At 33.4% G+C, this 20,109-nt stretch carries 21 protein-coding genes; 2 read left to right on the top strand and 19 right to left on the bottom strand.

What is annotated here, in order from left to right; translation table 11 throughout:
• Nucleotides 1–33 precede the first annotated feature (33 nt).
• The 6 genes from gap to ACY2U7_RS06225 form a co-directional block, all read right to left on the bottom strand.
• Nucleotides 34–1,047, bottom strand: a complete 1,014-nt coding sequence (gene gap / locus ACY2U7_RS06200) for a type I glyceraldehyde-3-phosphate dehydrogenase (RefSeq protein ID WP_461812835.1) — start codon at nucleotides 1,045–1,047, stop codon at nucleotides 34–36.
• Nucleotides 1,048–1,189: 142 nt separating this feature from the next.
• Nucleotides 1,190–1,984, bottom strand: coding sequence for a histidinol-phosphatase HisJ family protein (locus tag ACY2U7_RS06205; protein ID WP_461816071.1), 795 nt, complete (start codon nucleotides 1,982–1,984; stop codon nucleotides 1,190–1,192).
• Nucleotides 1,985–1,986: 2 nt separating this feature from the next.
• Nucleotides 1,987–3,069 carry a tRNA 2-thiouridine(34) synthase MnmA gene (mnmA, locus tag ACY2U7_RS06210; RefSeq protein WP_461812837.1) on the bottom strand — a complete coding sequence of 361 codons (1,083 nt, stop codon included), beginning with the start codon at nucleotides 3,067–3,069 and terminating at the stop codon, nucleotides 1,987–1,989.
• Between the two features lie 12 nt (nucleotides 3,070–3,081).
• Nucleotides 3,082–3,522: a Fe-S cluster assembly scaffold protein NifU gene (gene nifU, locus ACY2U7_RS06215; RefSeq protein WP_461812838.1), complete on the bottom strand. Its 441-nt coding sequence runs from the start codon at nucleotides 3,520–3,522 to the stop codon at nucleotides 3,082–3,084.
• Nucleotides 3,523–3,543: 21 nt separating this feature from the next.
• The gene (gene nifS / locus ACY2U7_RS06220) at nucleotides 3,544–4,728 is read right to left on the bottom strand and encodes a cysteine desulfurase NifS (protein ID WP_461812839.1); all 1,185 of its coding nucleotides are present in this window, start codon (nucleotides 4,726–4,728) and stop codon (nucleotides 3,544–3,546) included.
• Between the two features lie 15 nt (nucleotides 4,729–4,743).
• Nucleotides 4,744–5,202, bottom strand: coding sequence for an RrF2 family transcriptional regulator (locus ACY2U7_RS06225; protein WP_461816072.1), 459 nt, complete (start codon nucleotides 5,200–5,202; stop codon nucleotides 4,744–4,746).
• 135 nt (nucleotides 5,203–5,337) lie between these two features.
• Between ACY2U7_RS06225 and ACY2U7_RS06230 the strand changes: the two genes are divergently transcribed.
• On the top strand, nucleotides 5,338–6,660 hold the full coding sequence (locus tag ACY2U7_RS06230; protein ID WP_461816073.1) for an oligosaccharide flippase family protein: 1,323 nt from the start codon (nucleotides 5,338–5,340) through the stop codon (nucleotides 6,658–6,660).
• A 37-nt stretch (nucleotides 6,661–6,697) separates the two neighbouring features.
• On the opposite strand, the gene ACY2U7_RS06235 is transcribed toward ACY2U7_RS06230, so the two are convergent.
• From ACY2U7_RS06235 to ACY2U7_RS06295, 13 genes are all read right to left on the bottom strand, one after another.
• Entirely contained in the window at nucleotides 6,698–7,237 is a 540-nt protein-coding gene (locus ACY2U7_RS06235; protein WP_461812842.1) for a stage II sporulation protein M, read from the bottom strand.
• A gap of 51 nt (nucleotides 7,238–7,288) precedes the next feature.
• The gene (locus ACY2U7_RS06240) at nucleotides 7,289–7,831 is read right to left on the bottom strand and encodes an NUDIX hydrolase (protein WP_461816074.1); all 543 of its coding nucleotides are present in this window, start codon (nucleotides 7,829–7,831) and stop codon (nucleotides 7,289–7,291) included.
• Between the two features lie 68 nt (nucleotides 7,832–7,899).
• Nucleotides 7,900–9,453 carry a ribonuclease Y gene (rny, locus tag ACY2U7_RS06245; protein ID WP_461812844.1) on the bottom strand — a complete coding sequence of 518 codons (1,554 nt, stop codon included), beginning with the start codon at nucleotides 9,451–9,453 and terminating at the stop codon, nucleotides 7,900–7,902.
• A 72-nt stretch (nucleotides 9,454–9,525) separates the two neighbouring features.
• Nucleotides 9,526–10,140: a regulatory protein RecX gene (locus tag ACY2U7_RS06250; RefSeq protein ID WP_461812845.1), complete on the bottom strand. Its 615-nt coding sequence runs from the start codon at nucleotides 10,138–10,140 to the stop codon at nucleotides 9,526–9,528.
• A gap of 1 nt (nucleotide 10,141) precedes the next feature.
• Nucleotides 10,142–11,170, bottom strand: coding sequence for a recombinase RecA (gene recA / locus ACY2U7_RS06255; RefSeq protein WP_461812846.1), 1,029 nt, complete (start codon nucleotides 11,168–11,170; stop codon nucleotides 10,142–10,144).
• A 237-nt stretch (nucleotides 11,171–11,407) separates the two neighbouring features.
• Complete coding sequence (locus ACY2U7_RS06260) at nucleotides 11,408–11,884, bottom strand: methylglyoxal synthase (RefSeq protein WP_461812847.1); 477 nt, start codon at nucleotides 11,882–11,884, stop codon at nucleotides 11,408–11,410.
• A 17-nt stretch (nucleotides 11,885–11,901) separates the two neighbouring features.
• A complete protein-coding gene (locus ACY2U7_RS06265; RefSeq protein WP_461816075.1) occupies nucleotides 11,902–13,473 on the bottom strand; it encodes a putative ABC exporter domain-containing protein in 1,572 nt (523 codons plus the stop codon).
• Nucleotides 13,473–14,168, bottom strand: a complete 696-nt coding sequence (locus ACY2U7_RS06270; RefSeq protein ID WP_461812849.1) for an ABC transporter ATP-binding protein — start codon at nucleotides 14,166–14,168, stop codon at nucleotides 13,473–13,475. Before ACY2U7_RS06270 ends, ACY2U7_RS06265 begins: the two co-directional genes overlap by 1 nt.
• 93 nt (nucleotides 14,169–14,261) lie before the next feature.
• Nucleotides 14,262–14,927, bottom strand: coding sequence for an acyltransferase (locus ACY2U7_RS06275; protein WP_461812850.1), 666 nt, complete (start codon nucleotides 14,925–14,927; stop codon nucleotides 14,262–14,264).
• Between the two features lie 3 nt (nucleotides 14,928–14,930).
• Nucleotides 14,931–16,928: a DNA topoisomerase gene (locus ACY2U7_RS06280; RefSeq protein WP_461812851.1), complete on the bottom strand. Its 1,998-nt coding sequence runs from the start codon at nucleotides 16,926–16,928 to the stop codon at nucleotides 14,931–14,933.
• 4 nt (nucleotides 16,929–16,932) lie between these two features.
• Entirely contained in the window at nucleotides 16,933–17,976 is a 1,044-nt protein-coding gene (locus tag ACY2U7_RS06285) for an aldose epimerase family protein (RefSeq protein ID WP_461812852.1), read from the bottom strand.
• Nucleotides 17,977–18,000: 24 nt separating this feature from the next.
• Complete coding sequence (gene asd, locus ACY2U7_RS06290; RefSeq protein WP_461816076.1) at nucleotides 18,001–19,086, bottom strand: aspartate-semialdehyde dehydrogenase; 1,086 nt, start codon at nucleotides 19,084–19,086, stop codon at nucleotides 18,001–18,003.
• A gap of 32 nt (nucleotides 19,087–19,118) precedes the next feature.
• On the bottom strand, nucleotides 19,119–19,733 hold the full coding sequence (locus ACY2U7_RS06295; RefSeq protein ID WP_461812854.1) for an epoxyqueuosine reductase QueH: 615 nt from the start codon (nucleotides 19,731–19,733) through the stop codon (nucleotides 19,119–19,121).
• 114 nt (nucleotides 19,734–19,847) lie between these two features.
• Here ACY2U7_RS06295 and ACY2U7_RS06300 point away from each other — a divergent pair.
• Nucleotides 19,848–20,109, top strand: a 262-nt coding sequence (locus ACY2U7_RS06300) for an ATP-binding cassette domain-containing protein (RefSeq protein ID WP_461816077.1), incomplete at its 3' end; no start/stop codon positions are given.

The following is a 20,109-nucleotide window of genomic DNA, read 5'->3' on the forward strand; positions in this document are numbered from 1 at the left end:
ACCCCTTTTGGAATCTTTATCTCTAATTTAAGATTAAGCTAATTCAGAGAAGTATTTGATTGTTCTTACCATTTGGCTTGTGTAAGAATTTTCATTGTCATACCAAGATACAACTTGAACTTCTGTTGTTCCGTTGTCTAATGGAAGAGCCATTGTCTGTGTAGCATCGAATAAAGAACCATATCTCATTCCTACGATATCACTTGATACGATTTCATCTTCATTGTATCCGTATGATTCGTTTGCTGCTGCTTTCATTGCTGCATTGATTTCGTCAACTGTTACATTTCCTTCAACAACTGCTGTTAAAATTGTTGTAGAACCTGTTGGAGTTGGAACACGTTGTGCAGATCCAATTAATTTTCCATTTAATTCTGGGATAACTAATCCAATTGCTTTTGCTGCACCTGTGCTGTTTGGTACAATATTAACTGCTGCTGCACGAGAACGTCTTAAATCACCTTTTCTCTGTGGTCCATCAAGTGTCATCTGATCACCTGTGTATGCATGAATTGTACACATAATTCCGGATTTGATTGTTGCTAATTTATTCAATGCATCAGCCATTGGTGCTAAGCAGTTTGTTGTACAAGATGCTGCAGAAATAACTGTATCTTCCGGTTTTAATGTGTCATGGTTTACATTGTAAACGATTGTTGGAAGATCATTTCCTGCTGGAGCAGAGATAACAACTTTTCTTGCACCTGCTTTAATATGTGCTTCTGCTTTATCTTTTGATGTATAGAATCCTGTACACTCTAATACAACATCAACACCAATTTCTCCCCAAGGAAGTTCTTCAGCGTTTGCTTTTGCGTAAATTTTAATTTCTTTTCCATCTACAGTAATTGAATCTTCTCCTGCTGTTACTTTATCTGCTAAAGCATATTTTCCTTGAGATGAATCGTATTTTAATAAGTGAGCTAACATTTTTGGAGATGTTAAGTCGTTGATTGCAACTACTTCATATCCTTCTGCTCCGAACATTTGTCTGAATGCAAGACGTCCAATACGTCCAAATCCATTAATCGCTACTTTTACTGCCATGATTAATTCCTCCTAAAGTTTAATTATAAAATCACTGTTCAACAGTATATAAATGTGAGATTCTTCTTTCTTTGTTAAAGAATCATCAACCTTTTAACATTGTACTAAATTCAAAACAAAATTTCAAGGTTATTTTGTATTTTTATCCAACTTGTATAAAAATTGGTTTTCTTCCTTTAAATTCTGTATAATATTTAAAACCACATTCTTCTAAAAGCTCTTTTGCTCGATCAAATTGATAAGCAATATGTTTGGGTTCATGTGCATCTGAGCCAACAGTAATAATTTCGCCACCCAATTCTTTATATCTTTTTAAAATTTGTGGATGCGGATGGGCAAATGCTAATCCATACTTAAGTCCTGCCGTATTCAGTTCTATTCCTTTTCCTTGAGAAATTAAAGAATATAATATTTGATCTATTATTTCTTTATATTCTTGATAGAAATATATCTTTTCTTTCCCATACCGAACAACATAATCCATATGTCCAAGAACGTCAAAATCCATATCCTTTTCTACACATTCAAGAATCTGTTCAAATCCTCTTTGGTAAATTTCCCTATCCGTTCTAAAGTTTTCTATTTTAAAATGTGGATCTTTTCCATCAATCAAATGAACAGAACCAATAACAAAATCAAATGTATATTTACTCACAAAATCATTAATAAATGTTTTCAAATGAGGTTGTAAACCCATCTCAACACCTATTCGTACGTCGATCTGCGAGGAATATTTCTCGCGAAGTCTTTTCATCATTGAGAAATATTTCTCTGGGGGAAAAACAAATTGTGTCCCTTCTTCACTGTAATCTTGATCCATATGGTCAGTAATACATATCCGACTTAATCCTTTACATATTGCTTCTTCAATCATATCTTGAGGTATTGTACAAGCATCTGTAGAAAAATTGGTATGCATATGAAAATCTGATTGCATTTTTAAACTCCTATGATTGTTCCGCCACCCACCACATAGTCCTCATCATAAAAAACAACTGCTTGTCCTGGTGTAATAGCGCGTTGTGCTTCATCAAATGTACATAGTAATTCATCTTTTGCGATTTTCTTAATTACACACCACGCTCCTTTGTGATTGTAACGAATTTTCGCAAATACTCGCATATCGTCCTCTAAATCTGAAACGGACATAAAATTCAACTGGTTCGCGCGTAGAGTATATGACATAGAGTCTTCATTTGAACCAATAACAATTTCATTTGTTTCTGGACAGATTTCTAATACAAATGCCGGATATCCTAACGATAAGCCAAGTCCCTTTCTCTGCCCAACCGTATAATGAATAAGTCCCTTATGCTTTCCGAGAATATTCCCATTCACATCAACAAAATTTCCCGTTTCTATTTTTTCACCAGTTGTCTCTTCGATAAACGACGCATAATCACCATCTGGTACAAAGCAAATATCCTGACTATCTGGTTTATTCGCTACCTGCAATTGAATTTTTTCCGCAATCTGTCTCACTTCATCTTTTGTATATTCCCCTACTGGCATCAACGTGCGAGATAACTGATCCTGTGTTAAATTATATAAAGCATATGTTTGGTCTTTTGCCAATGTTGCAGAACGTTTTAATGTGTATCGTCCATTTTCTAATTGAGCAATTCTTGCATAATGTCCTGTAGCAATATAATCCGCTCCAATATCCATACTTCTTTTCAAAAGAGACTCCCATTTCACATAACGATTGCAGGCAATACACGGATTCGGCGTTCTTCCTCGTCTATATTCATCAACAAAGTAATCAATAACTTCTTTTTTAAATTCTTTTTTAAAATTCATTACATAATAAGGGATTTCTAAATCATTTGCCACTCTACGTGCATCATCTACAGCACTAAGTCCACAACATCCACCATTTTCTTCTTGAATAGCCCTATCTTCATCTTGCCATATCTGCATTGTGACACCGATCACATCGTACCCCTGTTCTTTCAATAAATAAGCTGCAACCGATGAATCTACGCCTCCTGATAATCCAACAACTACCTTTTTCCTTTCCATTATAACTCCTTATTAATATTCTTCTTCCTCTTCTTCATCTTCATGAATATCTGATTTTGGTTTTTCTAACCCTTCAATTTTAATTCCATGTTTTTCTGCATAATCCCAAAGCGCTGCATGAATAGCCTCTTCTGCCAACAATGAACAATGTACTTTCACTGGTGGAAGTCCATCAAGTGCTTCCATAACCGCCTTATTTGTTATTTTTAAAGCTTCATAAATTGTTTTTCCTTTTACTAACTCTGTAGCCATACTACTTGTTGCAACAGCAGCTCCGCATCCAAATGTTTTAAATTTTACATCTTTTATAACTTGATTTTCATCAATGTCCAGATACATTCTCATAATATCTCCACATTTTGCGTTACCTACTGTTCCTACTCCACTTGCATCTTCAATTTCTCCTACATTTCTTGGATTTTGAAAATGATCCATTACTTTTTCTGTATACATATTAATTTCCTTCTTTCTCTCTTATTTATTATGTTTTTTTGCAAAATCTTCATATAGTGGTGACATACTTCTTAATTTATTTACAATTTCTTTTAAGTTATCAACCACATAATCAATATCATCTTTTGTTGTTTCTTCACTTAAAGTCATACGAACTGATCCATGTGCTATTTCATGTGGTAAACCGATTGCTAATAAAACATGAGATGGATCGAGAGATCCTGATGTACAAGCTGAACCACTTGATGCACAAATCCCTTTCATATCCAACATAATCAGCAAGGATTCTCCTTCAATAAAACGAAAACTAAAGTTTACATTATTAGGAAGTCTTTTTTTTGCATCCCCATTCAATTTTGCATACGGAATTTCAGATGAAATTCTCTCAATCATATAGTTTCTTAATTCGATTTCTTTATCTGTACGTTCTTTCATCGTTTTTGCAGCACGTTTTACAGCTGTTCCAAAACCTACAATTCCCGGAACATTTTCTGTTCCTGCTCGACGTTTTCTTTCTTGTGCACCGCCATGGATAAACGAACGAATTTTTACTCCTTTTCTAATATAAAGGAATCCGATTCCCTTTGGTCCATTCAATTTATGTCCACTAGCGCTTAACATATCAATATGACATTCATCTACATTAATAGGAATTTGTCCAAACGCTTGCACAGCATCTGTATGGAAAAGAATACCATTTTCTTTCGCTATCTCTCCGATTTCTTTTATCGGCTGAATTGTTCCAATTTCATTATTAGCAAACATAACAGAAATCAAAACGGTTGTTGGACGAATTGCTTTTTTCAATTCATCTACCTTCACAATACCATTTTCATCTACATCTAAGTAAGTAACTTCAAATCCTTGCTTTTCCAAATATTCTGCTGTATGCAAAACTGCATGATGTTCAATTTTTGTTGTAATAATGTGATTTCCCTTGTCTTTATAAGCCTCCATTGTTGCTTTCAACGCCCAATTATCTGCTTCCGAACCACCTGCTGTAAAATAAATTTCATTTGCCTCTGCTCCAAGTAGATTTGCAATAATTTCGCGTTGCTTTGTAATCACATTTTTATTTTTGGCAGCAAAACTATATACACTTGATGGATTTCCATAATTTTCTGTAAAATATGGCACCATCGCCTCCACAACTTCAGGCGCCGTTTTTGTTGTTGCTGCATTATCTAAATAAATAAATCTTTCCATTTTCTAACCTCCTATTTATTTGTTGCAATTTCTATTTTCATACTTATTTGTAGGATTCATCGCTTTACTTTCTTCTACAAGTTTGTCTAGTTTGATTTCATCAACGGTTTGATTTATGCTTTCATTAATCCTTTTCCAAACATATTTTGTTACACAACCACCAGCCGCCTCACAACTTTCCTCAGAAGAAAATCCTGAACATTCAACAGGTTCTAACTTTCCTTCTAAAGCTCTTAGGATATCTCCAACAGAAATATCCGTTTTTTCCTTTGCAAGAACATAACCTCCACCAGCTCCTCGAATACTTTTCACAAGCCCAGCTTTTTTCAGAAGTGCCATCAGTTGTTCTAAGTATCTTTCTGATATTCCTTGTCGCATAGAAATGCTACTAATAGAAACAGGTTCGACTTCACTATATTGTGCTAGATCTATTAAAGCTCTCAAACCATACCTTCCTTTTGTTGATAATTTCAAGTTTTCACCTTCTTTATCTCTCTTTTAAATTCCTAGCATTTTACTAGGAATTCTTTTTTAGGATAGCACTCCTTTTTTGTTCTGTCAAGATTATTTCTTGAATATATTTAAACCAAACTATATAGGAGTTATTCTATGTCTAATACATCTAAAAAAAACACTATCATAAAAGGAACTTTTATTTTAACCATTACTGGATTTCTTAGTCGATTTATCGGATTTTTTTATCGGATTTTTTTAAGTCGTACTTTCAGCGAAGAAGGTGTAGGACTATACCAACTAATCTTTCCTATTTTTGCCCTCTGTTTTTCTCTCACTGCAGCAGGAATTGAGATTGCCATTTCACGTATTGTCGCACAAAAGCAATCTCTAAAAAAGCAATCAGAAGCTCTTCAAACTTTATATGTAGGATTAACTGTATCTTTATTTATTTCCTTTTTCACAATGCTTTTTCTTCAAAAACACGCTTTTTTCATCGCAAAAAACTTTTTGCACGATTCTAGATGTACTATTTTACTAATTACTCTTTCCTACATTTTTCCATTTTCATCTATACATAGTTGCGTTTGCGGATATTATCTTGGTTTCAAAAGAACTCGTGTCCCAGCCATTTCTCAATTGATAGAGCAATGTTCTCGAGTTGCTTTTGTATATTTTATTTGTTTCGCAAGAACAAAACATAATATGACTCCTTCTATTTCTATTGCCGTTTTAGGATTAATATGTGGAGAAATATGTTCTTCCTTTTATTGTATTTTTTATTTTCATCATAATACAACCAATACGAAAGTTCGCCATTTTCATTCCCCATTCTACTTTTCTTTTTTTGAACTTTCTCGTCTCTCCATTCCTCTTACTGCAAATAGAATTCTTTTAAATCTTTTACAAAGTATTGAAGCTATATCCATCCCTGCGCGTTTGATTACATATGGATTAACAAACACTGATGCACTAGCCACTTATGGGGTATTAACAGGAATGGCTCTCCCATGTATTCTTTTTCCTTCTGCCATTACAACGTCCATTTCTACTATGTTACTTCCAACGATTGCAGAAATACAAACTCAAAATGACAAAACACGTCTACGTATGCTTATCAAAAAAATCGGAGTTTACACGTTTACCCTCGGATTCTTTTGTACTTTTAGCTTTCTCTTACTTGGAAAACTACTAGGAAACACTCTTTTTCATAGTGTACTTGCTACAAAATTTATTTTAACGTTGGCTTGGATTTGTCCTTTCCTATATACGAACAACACTTTAATTAGTTCATTAAATGGATTAGGGAAAACAACCACAACATTTTTCATCAATGTAATCGGACTTCTTATCAGAATAGTAGGTATTTTAATATTAATTCCCATTTATAGTATTCTTGGGTACTTATGGGGCTTAATTATTAGTCAATGTGCGATTACCATTCTATCCATCCTCTTTCTCAAAAGATATTTATCTTGACAACATAAAGTTAGGCCGCATATACTGCGACCTAACTTTATATTGTACGTACAAACATTTTCATCAATATTGGATTTACATATACTTCCATTATAACACCAAGAACGATCATGCTAAAAAGAAATACCGTTTTACTATAATTCCATTTTGACATTGGGTATATATATAAATACCAAATCACCAGTGCATATCCTAAAACATAAAAAAGAAATTGTGGCATAGTTCCTATAACAAAAAGCATAATTCCTTTCATTCCCAAACGAAAAATTGAAGTTACAATTAAAATTCCTCCAGAAAATCCTATCCAAAAAAGGAAAAGCGAAATCATTGTTTTTCGTATTTTTGTCTGTCCTAGTAAAAAAAGGAAAATTAATGGAGTTAGTCGTATTCGCAAAACGTAACAAATGTATTCCTTTGAAATAATTTCAATAGATGGATACTGGCTCAAAAAATACTCGCTGAAAATCCCTGATGTGTTAAAAATCTGATTTGAAATAAAATTGGCATATAAGATACCTCCAAAAAAACCCGCCACACAAAATATGACTATCTGAGTCTTGCTCTGATGTATATTCACTTAGATTCCTCCATTCTTTTAGATATTTCATTATATGCCTTGTCTCTCTTTTTATTCTTTTTTCTTCCAATTCTCATACGCCAATAGAGAGGAGATTGTTTTTGCATCCTGGATTTCTCCACTGAAAATTTTTTCTTTTATCTCTTCTATTGTATACGCTTCCACATCAATAAATTCATCTTCATCCAAATGTTGCTCTGCAGATTGTAATTCTTCTGCCACATATACTTCTATTTTTTCATTGGTAAATGCAACCCATGTACACAATGTAAGAAGATGGCTGATTTTTCCAGCAACATATCCTGTTTCTTCTTCTAACTCACGCAAAGCACATAATACTGGTTTTTCACTTTCGTCATCTAATTTTCCTGCCGGAATTTCCAACGTTTCTCGATCTAAAGCATTACGGTATTGACGTACTAATAAAATCTTCCCATCCTTCCTAATAGGAACAATAGCTGTCGCTCCGTTATGATGTATGTAATCCCAATGGGTTCTATTGCCATTAGGAAGTTGAATTTCATCTGTATATACTTTTAATATTGCTCCTTCATATTTTAATGTTCTATTTATTCGTTTCAATTTTTCCATCATCTTATCTCCCGTCATCCATATTTTATATAAGTAAAAACCCTTGTCAAATGACAAGGGTTCTATTTTTCTTATTTTGCATAATCTGTAACTCGTGATTCTCGAATTACATTAACTTTAATTTGTCCTGGATATTCTAATTCAAACTCAATTTGTTTAGAAATATCTCTAGCTAAAAGTACCATATCTGCATCTGATACTTGTTCTGGAACTACCATAATACGAATCTCTCTACCTGCTTGAATAGCAAAAGATTTATCAACACCTTTAAATTGATTTGCGATGTCTTCTAATTGTTTTAATCTGTTTGTGTATGTTTCTAATGTTTCTCTTCTTGCACCTGGTCTTGCTGCAGAAATAGTATCTGCCGCCTGCACAATACATGCGATCAATGTTTCAGGTTCTACATCTCCATGGTGTGATTCTACAGCATTGATTACAATTGCTGATTCTTTATATTTTCTACATAAATCAACACCAATCTGAATATGCGATCCCTCTACATCATGGTCAATAGATTTACCTATATCGTGTAAAAGTCCTGCACGTTTCGCCATTCTTACATCTAATCCAATTTCTCCTGCAAGAAGTCCTGATAATTGAGCAACTTCAATAGAGTGTTTCAATGCATTTTGACCATAACTTGTTCTGAATTTCATTCTTCCTAAAAGTCGAATCAATTCTGGATGAATACCATGTACACCTACCTCTAGTGCAGCATTCTCTCCTTCTTCACGAATCATTGTTTCTACATCTTTTTGTGCTTTTTCAACCATTTCTTCAATTCTTGCTGGATGAATTCGTCCGTCAAGAATTAATTTTTCCAAAGCAATTCTCGCTACTTCTCTTCGAATTGGATCGAATCCTGATAAGACAACTGCTTCTGGAGTATCATCTATAATTAACTCAACTCCTGTTAATGTTTCTAAAGTACGAATATTTCGACCTTCTCTACCAATAATTCTTCCCTTCATCTCATCACTTGGAAGTTGCACAACAGAAATTGTCGTTTCTGCAACATGGTCTGCTGCACATTTTTGAATAGCAGTAACAACATAATCTCTCGCTTTTTTCCCTGCTTCTTCTTTTGCCTGCGTTTCTAATTCTTTAATCATCTTCGCAGTATCATGTTTTACATCTTCTTCTACAGTTTTTAACAGATATTCTTTTGCTTGTTCAGAGGTAAGTCCTGAGATTCTTTCTAGTTCCTGTACACGTTGTTTGCTAAGTTCTTCTGCCTTCATTTCTCGTTGCTTAATTTCTTCTTCTCTCGCAACAAAATTTGCCTCACGCTGTTCAATCACATCCACTTTCTTATCGAGTGCTTCTTCTTTAGAAAGCACACGCTTTTCATAGCGTTGTAATTCTGCTCTGCGTTCCTTTGTCTCTTTTTCAAGTTCATTTTTCGTCCTAATAGACTCTTCTTTTACTTCTAAGAGAGCTTCTTTCTTAGTTGTTTCAGCTGTTTTCAATGCGTCATCTATTATCTCTCTTGCTCTGCTTTCTGCATTACCAATCTTAGAATCTGCATTCTTTTTCAGATTAGACACAGTAACAAAGCGAGTAACGATTGCCGTTATAACAAGCGTAATAACTACAGCAACAATTATACTAACAATTGGCACAGGAGCACCTCCTTATTTAATTTTCATTGTACAAATACAACACTTAAATTTTATACTGTTTCGCCAAATCTGTCAAGCATTCCAGTCAGAATTTTGTATTACCTGACGGATACATTCATAAGAAAAACCCTTTCTTGACAAGTATCCATATATTTTTATTTTTTCACTATCCGTTGCACTTTCGATATCTAAATGTCTCTTTTCAATTAGTTTCCTAATTGCCTCTAGCTCTTCATCCTCATCATAACATTCTTCCATCGCATAGTTAATTATTTCTTTATCAATTCCTTTTTGACGTAATTGCGCATAAATTTCTTTTTTACTTTTACTCTTTTGCTTACTTAAAATATAACGCTTTGCGTAACCAGTATCTTCTATATAACCAAACCCCTTAACATAAGCAATTGCCTGGTCAATCATCTCATCGGTATAATATCCTTGTTTTAATTTTGTTCTCAACTGCTCCTCTGTTCTATCCATTTGATTCAACAAATGAAGGGCTCTCAATTTCACACGCTTTAAGATTATTTCTTGTTTTATTTTTACAAATAGTTCTTCTGAAACTTCTTCCCCTTGAGCTATGTGAAAACGCGAAAGTTCGCCTTTGTATAATACAAAAACGAACTTTCCATCAAGATACACTTTCCATTTTATCTTCGTAAGAGGCTCCACTCTAGTAACAATCATCCTATTCTTCCTCTTTGTCTATATTATTACTTTCCACACCAAGTCCATAGTGTTCTCGAACTTTCGCTTCTAATTCATCCATAATCTCAGGATGTGCATGTAAATAAGTCTTTGCATTTTCACGCCCTTGACCAATTTTTTCTCCATTATAAGCATACCAAGAACCACTTTTACTAACTAAATCTATTCCTGTAGCCAAATCTAAAATATCTCCTTCTTTAGAAATCCCCTTTCCAAACATAATGTCAAATTCAGCTTCTTTAAATGGAGGTGCAATTTTATTTTTTACAATCTTTATTCTTGTACGGTTTCCAACCATTTCTCCACTTTGTTTTAGCGTTTCAATTCGTCTTACATCCATGCGTACAGAAGCATAAAATTTCAATGCACGACCTCCTGTTGTTGTCTCAGGATTACCAAACATAACACCAACTTTTTCACGTAATTGGTTAATAAAAATAACGACACAATTAGATTTACTGATAACAGGAGTCAATTTTCGCAATGCTTGAGACATCAGTCTAGCTTGAAGTCCCACATGACTATCTCCCATATCACCCTCGATTTCTTGCTTTGGAACTAACGCAGCTACTGAATCGATAACAACTATGTCCATAGCACCTGAGCGTACCATAGTTTCAGCAATCTCAAGAGCTTGATCACCACTATCTGGTTGTGAAATATATAATTCATCAATATCAACACCTATATTCTTGGCATACACAGGATCTAAAGCATGCTCAGCATCAATAAATCCTGCTATTCCTCCTCTTTTCTGTACTTCTGCTATCATATGTAAAGTAACAGTTGTTTTACCACTTGATTCGGGTCCATATACTTCAATAACACGTCCTTTAGGAACTCCTCCTAATCCTAATGCAATGTCAAGACTTAGCGAACCTGTTGGAACAGTTTCCACAGACACATTCGCTCCAGCATCGCCTAGTTTCATTACTGTTCCTTTACCAAAATCTTTTTCTAATTTAGATATCGCTGCATCTAATGCTTTTAATTTATCCTCTGTCGCCATAATAATCTCCTTTTCCACGAACTTATGTTCGTTTTTCTAATGATATAGTAGTATACTTTTTTCTAAATGTCAATACTTTCTTAGTAGTATCACCTTCTTTATTCAATTTACTTAAAAAGGGAATTTACGAGTGAATACTCATTTCAAATGATTTATTAGAACTATTTTTAGAATAACATATTCAACTTATTTTCTCAAGAAAAATATCTCTGCAACAATTTACAGAGATATTTTTGATCATTTCATTTGGCTGACACGATCTTCTACCTTTTTATTGAAATTTTCTACTTTTCTACTATATGTTGTTTTCATATATTCTGAATGCAACATAAAATCTGCCGTAGACAAATTATTCGCAATTGGTATATCATACACAACCGCAATACGAAGTAACGCTTTGACATCAGGATCATGAGGTTGCGCCTCCAAAGGATCCCAAAGAAAAATCATAAAATCAATCTTTCCTTCTACGATTTTCGCACCAATTTGCTGATCTCCACCGAGTGGCCCACTATTATACCCTTTCACCCGAAGGCCTGTTCTCTCTGCAATTAATCTTGATGTTGTTCCCGTCCCACAAAGAGTATGCTCTTTTAAAATATCTTTATTCCGTTCACACCATTCAACAAGTTCTTTTTTCTTTCCATCATGAGCAACTAGCGCTATATTTTTTCTTTCTCCAATTTCAAACATAACATAATCATCTTGAATCATTTCTTTTCCTCCTGTCTTTAATCTCTTTTTTCCATCTGGCAAAATCTTGACGAAGCCAACAACGCTATTATACTTACCATTAGTATACTGTAAATAAATATAATCGGAAAGAGTAATTTAGCACTAATAAAAAGGGATACTAAACCTCCAAGAATTCCTCCAATACTAAGTATTGCTGACTGAAAAAGCATACAAAAAATATTTCTCAAATTCACTCCAGCCGAAGCACTTAAAATAGATTCTACCAATATACGTATATAAAGCTTATTTGCTTGCAATACAACATAAATTAATATTGCTAATATGATTTCAAAAACAGGAATTTTCCATGCGATACCTATTATAATCGCTAATATACTCCCATCGACGAACGAACGAATATGCTCTATCATTGTTGCATACCACATTTTTTTAATCGGTGTATCTGGTATTAAATATAAATACGGAGTTTTTAATTCCTTTTCCCATTTCCCTGTATATCCTGTTGTACAAAATATAATATACGCCATAATAAGAAGCAACATCATTTGTGGTGATAATCCATCTTTTATCCCAATGACTTTTATAAATAAAAGCGCAATAATTGTTACTAAACATGTCATGCCTCCAAAAATAAAAAATTTTTCTTTTTTATATTCTAGCAACTGTCTATAAAAAATCGTTTTTGCTCCTGATACTTTGTAATCTAGTTTTACCGATTTTTTGAAATTTTTCTTTCGTCCAACAGTCATAACCATTTCACCATTTTTGCTTTTTTTACGAAATTCAGCATAATCATCTGCAAATTTTGCAGCTTCTTCATAGTATTCTCCTGTACATTTCATTTTATAAGCAATAAAAAACATACCTACAACTGACAGAACATACAAAATGCTACAAACAACATTTAAAGTTGTCGCACCTAAAAATACCATGCGATAGACTGAAATATTCCATCCCAAAATCGGAATCAGTTGTATAACTGGATAATCTATAAATTCTACAAGCGTTTCTGATGACATTCCATTTTTTCTAAAATAGAAAATAGCTACACAAACAATTCCTAAAAGAAATACATAAAGACTTCTGCAAATCCAAGTAGTTGTCTTAAAAGACATTGTTTCATTAGCATAGAGAAAAATCACAAGACTCATCTCTAAAATCAATTCCAAAATCAACATTCCAAAAGAGGTTAACATTGCTTTTAAAAAATTTACTTGAAAAACAACCAGTTCTCCATAAAAAATCAAAAGTGTAACAACAATACTAAATATATAATTTTTCATTGCTCCCATAAGAAGAATCATTTTGGGAGAAATCGGTGCAACAAAAACAAAATGTGCATGACTCTGCTTAAACAAAATCCCCTTTTTCTTTGCATAAGTAATAAAATTACTAAAAAATATAAATGTTGTCCATATTGTCAATATAGCGACTAACGATCCCTTTTCTGTGAAAATTCCAGAGTCTCGCCATACAAATACTCCCATACCAAAAATAATCACATATACCATCATAACACCTAGGAACAAATATGTAGTAGGTCTTTTAATAGCCTTTTTTATAAAATTAACCAAACTTCTTTTTGAAACATACAATAGTGCTCTCATTATTTATCACCATCCGTTAATTCAAAGAATACATCATCAATATTCTTATCTCCTAATTGTTCTTTCGTATATGTACCAACAATTTTCCCTTTTTCCATAATATACATTACATCCCACAATTCCTTTACCATGTCTAGCATATGTGTGCTTATCAAAACTGTAGCATTTCTTTTTTTCAATTCAACTATCACTTGTTTTAATTCTTTAATTGCTTTCGGGTCAAGTCCAACCATCGGTTCATCAAATAAAATCACTTGAGGTTGAAGTGTTAATGCACAACAAATACTAACTTTTTGCATCATTCCTTTTGATAATTCGTTTCCTAATTTATCTTGCTTATCTAAAAGTTCAAATCGTTCTAACAAAATATTTATTTCTTTATCAGAAATTGTACTCATATATGCCTTTTTTACAAATTCAATATGTTCTCTAATTGTCAACGCCTCAAACATGGATGGAATTTCTGGAACATATGCAAATATTTTTTTCGCCTCTATAGTTTTTGCAGCATATCCTTGAATTTCAATGCTCCCATCGTATTTTAAAAGTCCTGCAATACTTTTAATAATCGTTGATTTGCCTGCACCATTAGGTCCAAGTAAAATCCCAACTTTTCCATCCGGAACAGTAAAACTCACATGATCAACAGCCAAATTTTTTCCATACATCTTTTTTAAGTTTTGTACTTCAAGCATTTTAATCCCCCTACAAATTCTCAACAATAAAAAGTCAAGCGTATTTCTTATTTTTCATAATAATACACTTGACTTTTTTTATTGTCAATTTATTTATTGCTTTTCTATAATTTCACCTTGCTTTTTATAAATACAATTACACGGAATATAACCTCTTACCATAGATAACGGATAAATATTTGTATGCTCCCCAATAATTGTTCCCGGATTTAACACAGAGCCACAGCCCACTTCCACCTCATCAGCTAATATCGCTCCAAATTTTTTCAAACCAGTTTCTATTTCTTTTCCATTGTTCTTTACTATTACAAGCGTTTTATCCGATTTTACATTAGAAGTAATTGCTCCTGCCCCCATATGAGATTTATAGCCTAAAATAGAATCTCCAACATAATTATAATGTGGCACTTGTACTTTATTAAATAAAATCACATTTTTTAATTCTGTAGAATTTCCAACAACTGCACTTTCACCTACAATTGCATTTCCACGAATAAAAGCACAGTGTCGTATTTCCGCATATTTTCCTATAATTGCAGGTCCCTGAATAAAAGCTGTTGGTGCTACCATAGCGCTTTTAGCAATCCAAACATTTTCCCCGCATCTATCATACTCTTCCTCACTTAATGATTTTCCCAACTCTATAATAAATTCACTGATTTTTGGAAGAACTTCCCATGGATATGTTACGTTACTGAACAACTCTTTCGCAATTGTCTCATCTAAATTGAATAAAGTTTTTACCATCAATTTTTCCATAATTTATTTTCCCTTCTTATAAAACTGTGCAGCAGCATCATAACAACTTCTTAATTTATACTGATTATTTAATCCTAACACTCCCTGCGTTCTGCTCTTAATAAAATTTTCAAGTTTTACCATATATTCTTCAGGGGTAATCGTACCTTCTGCCACATATGTCAACCCTTTTTCCCAACTCGCAGTTAATTCAGGGTTCAGCAAAGAGCGAATAGAATTTTCCACTATATCAAAAATCATCTCTCCTAGTAATGTAGGAATAATAATTTGTGTTTTCTTATTCAAGGACAAATATTTAATACCTAATAGTTTTTTTAAAATTTCTGCCCTTGTCGCACTTGTACCAATTCCACTCCCTTTAATCTGGGCACGCAATTCTTCATCTTCTATTAATTGTCCTGCATTCTCCATTGCCAAAATGATTGATCCCGAATTATATCTTTTTGGTGGAGATGTTTCACCCTCTTTTATCGCTAACGCATTCACCGGAAGAACATCTCCTTTTTTTAAATGTTGAATAGCAGAAAATAACCCCGCATCAGATGTATTTTCCTCTGACTCTGTTTCCTTTTTCACCTGTAAAACTCCTGTTACTTTCAAATACCCCTCTTCTGCAAGCACTTTAAAATTAGAAAAGAATTGTTCTTCTTTCATTTGAGTTACAATACTCATTTTTTGATAGACTGCTGGTGGATAAAATATACTGAGAAACCTTCTTACAATCGTATCATAAACTTGTTTTGCAATTGCAGATACTGATTGCAAAGCTATTAGCCCCTGGCCTGTCGGTATAATGGCATAATGATCTGTAATCTGTTTGTCATTTACATAACGAGTTTTTTCTAGTCCTTTATGACTTCCAAAACGCAAAATATCACTTAAATATGGTTTTGCCATCTCATACTTTGATAGACCATTCAAATTTTTTGAAATTTCTTTTGCAACTGCTGTGGATAATACTCTTGCGTCTGTTCTTGGATAGGTAACTAGTTTTTTTTCATACAATTCTTGCACAATTCGAAGTGTTTCATCTGGACTAATTTTAAATTTTTTGGCACATTCATTTTGCAATTCAGCCAAATTATATAAAAGTGGTGGATTTTTCTTTTCCTTTTTCTTTGCTATAGATACAACTCGTGCCGTCAAAGGATTTTCATCATTTAAATATTCGATTAATTCTTCTGCTTTTTCTCTTATTTTAAACCCATTTTCCTTATATAAGTCAAACGACTCAAAATATTTTGAACCTTTTATTGCCTTCCATTCCCCTTCAAAATTAACTTCCCCTAATTTCAGAGTACTCAACACACGATAAAATGGTGTCTTAACAAAACTCCGAATTTCTCGTTCTCTTCTCACCACCATACCCAAAACACAAGTCATTACTCTTCCAACCGAAATTACTGTAAATTTTGTATGACGGTAGTTCGATATACTATTTCCATATTTTAATGTTAAAAGACGAGAAAAATTAATCCCCATAAGATAATCTTCTTTTGCACGCAAATATGCCGAAGCCGAAAGATTATCATACATTGATAAATCTTTTGCCTCTTTGATTCCTCTTAAAATTTCTTCTTCTGTCTGCGAATCAATCCATACCCTTTTCCTAAGTTTTTGTTTTACATTCTCACCACACATTTGCTCTACAAGCCGATAAATATATTCTCCCTCTCGTCCAGAGTCTGTGCAAACATAAATAGTATCTACATCATCCCTCGTCAAAATTCTTTTAACCGTTTCGAACTGTTTTTTTACTGCAGGGATTACTTCATATAAAAACTTTTCGGGTAAAAATGGTAGTGTTTCTAATCTCCATCGTTTTAAATTTTCATCGTATACTTCTGGATAACTCATTGTAACCAAATGACCTATACACCAAGTTACAACTGCTTCTTCTGATTCCAAATATCCATCTTTTTTCTTTACATTTAATTTTAACGCCTTAGCAAACTCTTGTGCTACGCTTGGCTTTTCTGCTATATATACTGATTTTCTCATAAAATTACTCTACACTAAATTTAAACACTGTAATCGTCCTATAATTTTCTCCAGCAAGACAAATCGGACTTACAAAATTTTCTTTATTAATTGCATCTGGAAAATATTGTGTTTCAAAACAAACACCATGACGTACGTCATACATAACCCCATTTTTCCCAATCTCATTTTCGACAAAGTTTCCTGTATACAACTGCATCCCTGGTAAATCGGTATAAACTTCCATAACGATCCCACTTTCATTTGAGGACATTTCAGCCACTTTATCAAACTTTCCTTCATTTTCTAATACCCAGTTATGATCATATCCTCTTCCAAAAATAAGTGGTTCATATTGTTCTTCAATATCTCTTCCTAATGGTTTTTTTGTACGAAAATCCATAGGAGTTCCTTCTACTTCAACAATTTCTCCTGTTGGAATAGATTGTATATCTGTTTTTGTAAAATATTTTGCTGCAATTCCAACTTCCTGTTCCATAGCACTACCTGAATCATGCCCATTTAAATTGAAATAACTGTGATTTGTCATATTAATAATTGTGTCCTCGCTTGGAACACTATAATATTCTATTTTTATTTCATTATTCTCTGTCAATGTGTATTTCACTTCCATGTCTAGTGCACCCGGGAAACCTTGATCCCCTCCTTTACTATGAAGAGTAAACGTAACACTTTCATAATTTTTAGAACGCACTTCCCACATTCTTTTATTATAAAAATCTGTTCCGCTGTGAAGATTATTTCCGTAATCGTTTTTTTCTAAGTGATATGTCTTTCCATCAATCATAAACTTAGCCCCACCTATACGATTTGCACATCTCCCTACGCTAGCACCAAAAAATAATGTTCCATTTTCATATCCTGTCACATCATCATAGCCAAGTACAACATCTAAGTATTCATCGTTTCTATCTGGTGCCATTACACTTACTAAAGTTGCGCCAAAATCTGTAACAGAAATACTCATTCCAGACTTATTTGTAATTGTATATAAAGTTGCTTCTTTTCCCTTTGAAGTCACACCAAAACTTCTTGAAATAATACCCATTATTCATCTCTCCTTTGTCATTAACTATTTTGCTTGAATATATCCCTGTGCTGTTAATGTTTCCGCACAAAGAATTGCTCCCCCTGCTGCTCCTCTAATTGTATTATGAGAAAGCCCTACAAATTTAAAATCAAAAAGAGTATCCTCTCTCAATCTTCCAACAGAAATTCCCATGCCATTCTCATAATTGACATCTTTTTTCACCTCTGGGCGATTTTCTTCTTCTAAATATTGTATAAACTGTTTCGGAGCACTCGGAAGATGTAATTTCTGTGGTGTTCCTTCATATTCCAACAATTTCTCAATTAATTGTTCTTTTGTTGGTTTTTTTGCAAATTTTACAAATACTGCCGAAGTATGTCCGTTTAAAACCGGCACACGAATGCACTGCGTTGTAATTACTGGTGACTCTGCTTTCACAATTTCTCCATCAATTACTTCGCCCCAAATTTTTAACGGTTCTTGTTCACTTTTTTCTTCTTCTCCAGAAATAAATGGAATAATATTTTCAATCATTTCTGGCCATTCTTTAAATGTTTTTCCCGCACCAGAAATCGCTTGATATGTTGTAGCAACCACTTCTTTAGGCTCAAACATTTTCCATGCAGTAAGAACTGGAGCATAACTTTGTATAGAACAATTTGGTTTTACCGCCACAAACCCTCGTGTTGTTCCTAATCTTTTTTTCTGCGCTTCAATCACCTCAAAATGTTCTGCATTGATTTCTGGAATAACCATTGGTACATCCTTTGTCCAACGATGTGCACTATTATTTGAAACCACTGGAGTCTCAGCTTTTGCATAAGCATCTTCTATATTACGAATTTCTTCTTTATTCATATCAACAGCACTAAAAACAAAATCAACCTGTGCCGAAATTTCATCTACTTCATGAACATTCATTACTCTAAGACTTTTTATCTTCGTTGGAATAGGTGTATCCATTTTCCAACGATTTCCAACTGCTTCTTCATAACTCTTTCCTGCTGATTTAGGACTTGCTGCCACTACTGTTACTTCATACCATGGATGATTTTCCAACAAAGAAATGAATCGTTGCCCAACCATACCTGTCGCTCCAAGAATTCCAACTCTTAATTTTTCTTTCATTTTCCATTCCTCATTTCTTACTATCTTTTGTTTTAACTATTTTTTCTCTCCTGCATAGAATACACACAGCCACAATAATCCTGTCGATAAAGCCCATATTCTTTTGAAAGTTCAATAGAACGCTTGTATCCATTTTTCTTCTTAAAATCAGACTGTAAATATTCAACACCATATTCTCTTCCTAATGCATTTCCAATTTCATTTAATTTCTCTGCATTTTTCATTGGACTGATACTAAGCGTCGTCGTAAAGTAATCAAATTCTCCTTCTTTAGCAAGTCTAGCTGCTTCTTCTAGTCGAAGTGCGTAACACTTAAAACAACGTTCTTTTCCTTCTTTTAAATGTTCTAATCCTTTTGCCATTTCATAAAATTTCTCTTTCTCATAATTTCCCGCAATAAATGACACAGGATATTTCATTTCCATTTCTTCTATGAGTGTTTGTTGCTCTAAAATGCGTTTTGTATATTCACTTTCCGGAAAAATATTCGGATTATAATAAAATACTGTAATTTCAAAATATTTTGATAAGTATTCCAACACATAACTACTACATGGTGCACAGCAACTATGCAATAATAGTCTTGGGATTTTATTTTCTTTTTCTAACTTTACTAGTAATTTTTCCAATTCTTTTTGATAGTTCATTGTTTTTCTCCATAAATACTTTATTTTATAAATTATACCCTTTCTCCACACTTCAATCAAGCACTCATTTCTAATTCTCACATAAATTACTATATACGAAAAACGGAGGCTTTTATGGAAAAGATATTAGAAATCAAAAATTTAAGCTATACTTACCATACCTTAAGTGGTGAAACACAAGCATTAAAAAATATTACTTTTTCAATGGAAAAAGGAGAGTTTCTATCTATTGTAGGACCTTCTGGCTGTGGCAAATCAACCTTACTTTCCATTATCTGCGGTCTATTAACGCCTGATTTCCCAGCCGTTTTATTTCAAGGGAAACCTCTAAAAGAAAATACTGATAAAATTGGCTATATGCTTCAACATGATCATC

Source organism: Faecalimonas sp., from assembly GCA_029264305.1.
GTDB lineage: Bacteria > Bacillota > Clostridia > Lachnospirales > Lachnospiraceae > Faecalimonas.

What these genes read in the sequence shown, in the direction of transcription:
- gap (WP_461812835.1), bottom strand. Translation starts at nt 1,047, where the DNA reads ATGGCAGTAAAAGTAGCGATTAATGGATTTGGACGTATTGGACGTCTT.
- ACY2U7_RS06205 (WP_461816071.1), bottom strand. Translation starts at nt 1,984, where the DNA reads ATGCAATCAGATTTTCATATGCATACCAATTTTTCTACAGATGCTTGT.
- mnmA (WP_461812837.1), bottom strand. Translation starts at nt 3,069, where the DNA reads ATGGAAAGGAAAAAGGTAGTTGTTGGATTATCAGGAGGCGTAGATTCA.
- nifU (WP_461812838.1), bottom strand. Translation starts at nt 3,522, where the DNA reads ATGTATACAGAAAAAGTAATGGATCATTTTCAAAATCCAAGAAATGTA.
- nifS (WP_461812839.1), bottom strand. Translation starts at nt 4,728, where the DNA reads ATGGAAAGATTTATTTATTTAGATAATGCAGCAACAACAAAAACGGCG.
- ACY2U7_RS06230 (WP_461816073.1), top strand. Translation starts at nt 5,338, where the DNA reads ATGTCTAATACATCTAAAAAAAACACTATCATAAAAGGAACTTTTATT.
- ACY2U7_RS06240 (WP_461816074.1), bottom strand. Translation starts at nt 7,831, where the DNA reads ATGATGGAAAAATTGAAACGAATAAATAGAACATTAAAATATGAAGGA.
- ACY2U7_RS06250 (WP_461812845.1), bottom strand. Translation starts at nt 10,140, where the DNA reads ATGATTGTTACTAGAGTGGAGCCTCTTACGAAGATAAAATGGAAAGTG.
- recA (WP_461812846.1), bottom strand. Translation starts at nt 11,170, where the DNA reads ATGGCGACAGAGGATAAATTAAAAGCATTAGATGCAGCGATATCTAAA.
- ACY2U7_RS06260 (WP_461812847.1), bottom strand. Translation starts at nt 11,884, where the DNA reads ATGATTCAAGATGATTATGTTATGTTTGAAATTGGAGAAAGAAAAAAT.
- ACY2U7_RS06265 (WP_461816075.1), bottom strand. Translation starts at nt 13,473, where the DNA reads ATGAGAGCACTATTGTATGTTTCAAAAAGAAGTTTGGTTAATTTTATA.
- ACY2U7_RS06270 (WP_461812849.1), bottom strand. Translation starts at nt 14,168, where the DNA reads ATGCTTGAAGTACAAAACTTAAAAAAGATGTATGGAAAAAATTTGGCT.
- ACY2U7_RS06275 (WP_461812850.1), bottom strand. Translation starts at nt 14,927, where the DNA reads ATGGAAAAATTGATGGTAAAAACTTTATTCAATTTAGATGAGACAATT.
- ACY2U7_RS06280 (WP_461812851.1), bottom strand. Translation starts at nt 16,928, where the DNA reads ATGAGAAAATCAGTATATATAGCAGAAAAGCCAAGCGTAGCACAAGAG.
- ACY2U7_RS06285 (WP_461812852.1), bottom strand. Translation starts at nt 17,976, where the DNA reads ATGGGTATTATTTCAAGAAGTTTTGGTGTGACTTCAAAGGGAAAAGAA.
- asd (WP_461816076.1), bottom strand. Translation starts at nt 19,086, where the DNA reads ATGAAAGAAAAATTAAGAGTTGGAATTCTTGGAGCGACAGGTATGGTT.
- ACY2U7_RS06295 (WP_461812854.1), bottom strand. Translation starts at nt 19,733, where the DNA reads ATGAACTATCAAAAAGAATTGGAAAAATTACTAGTAAAGTTAGAAAAA.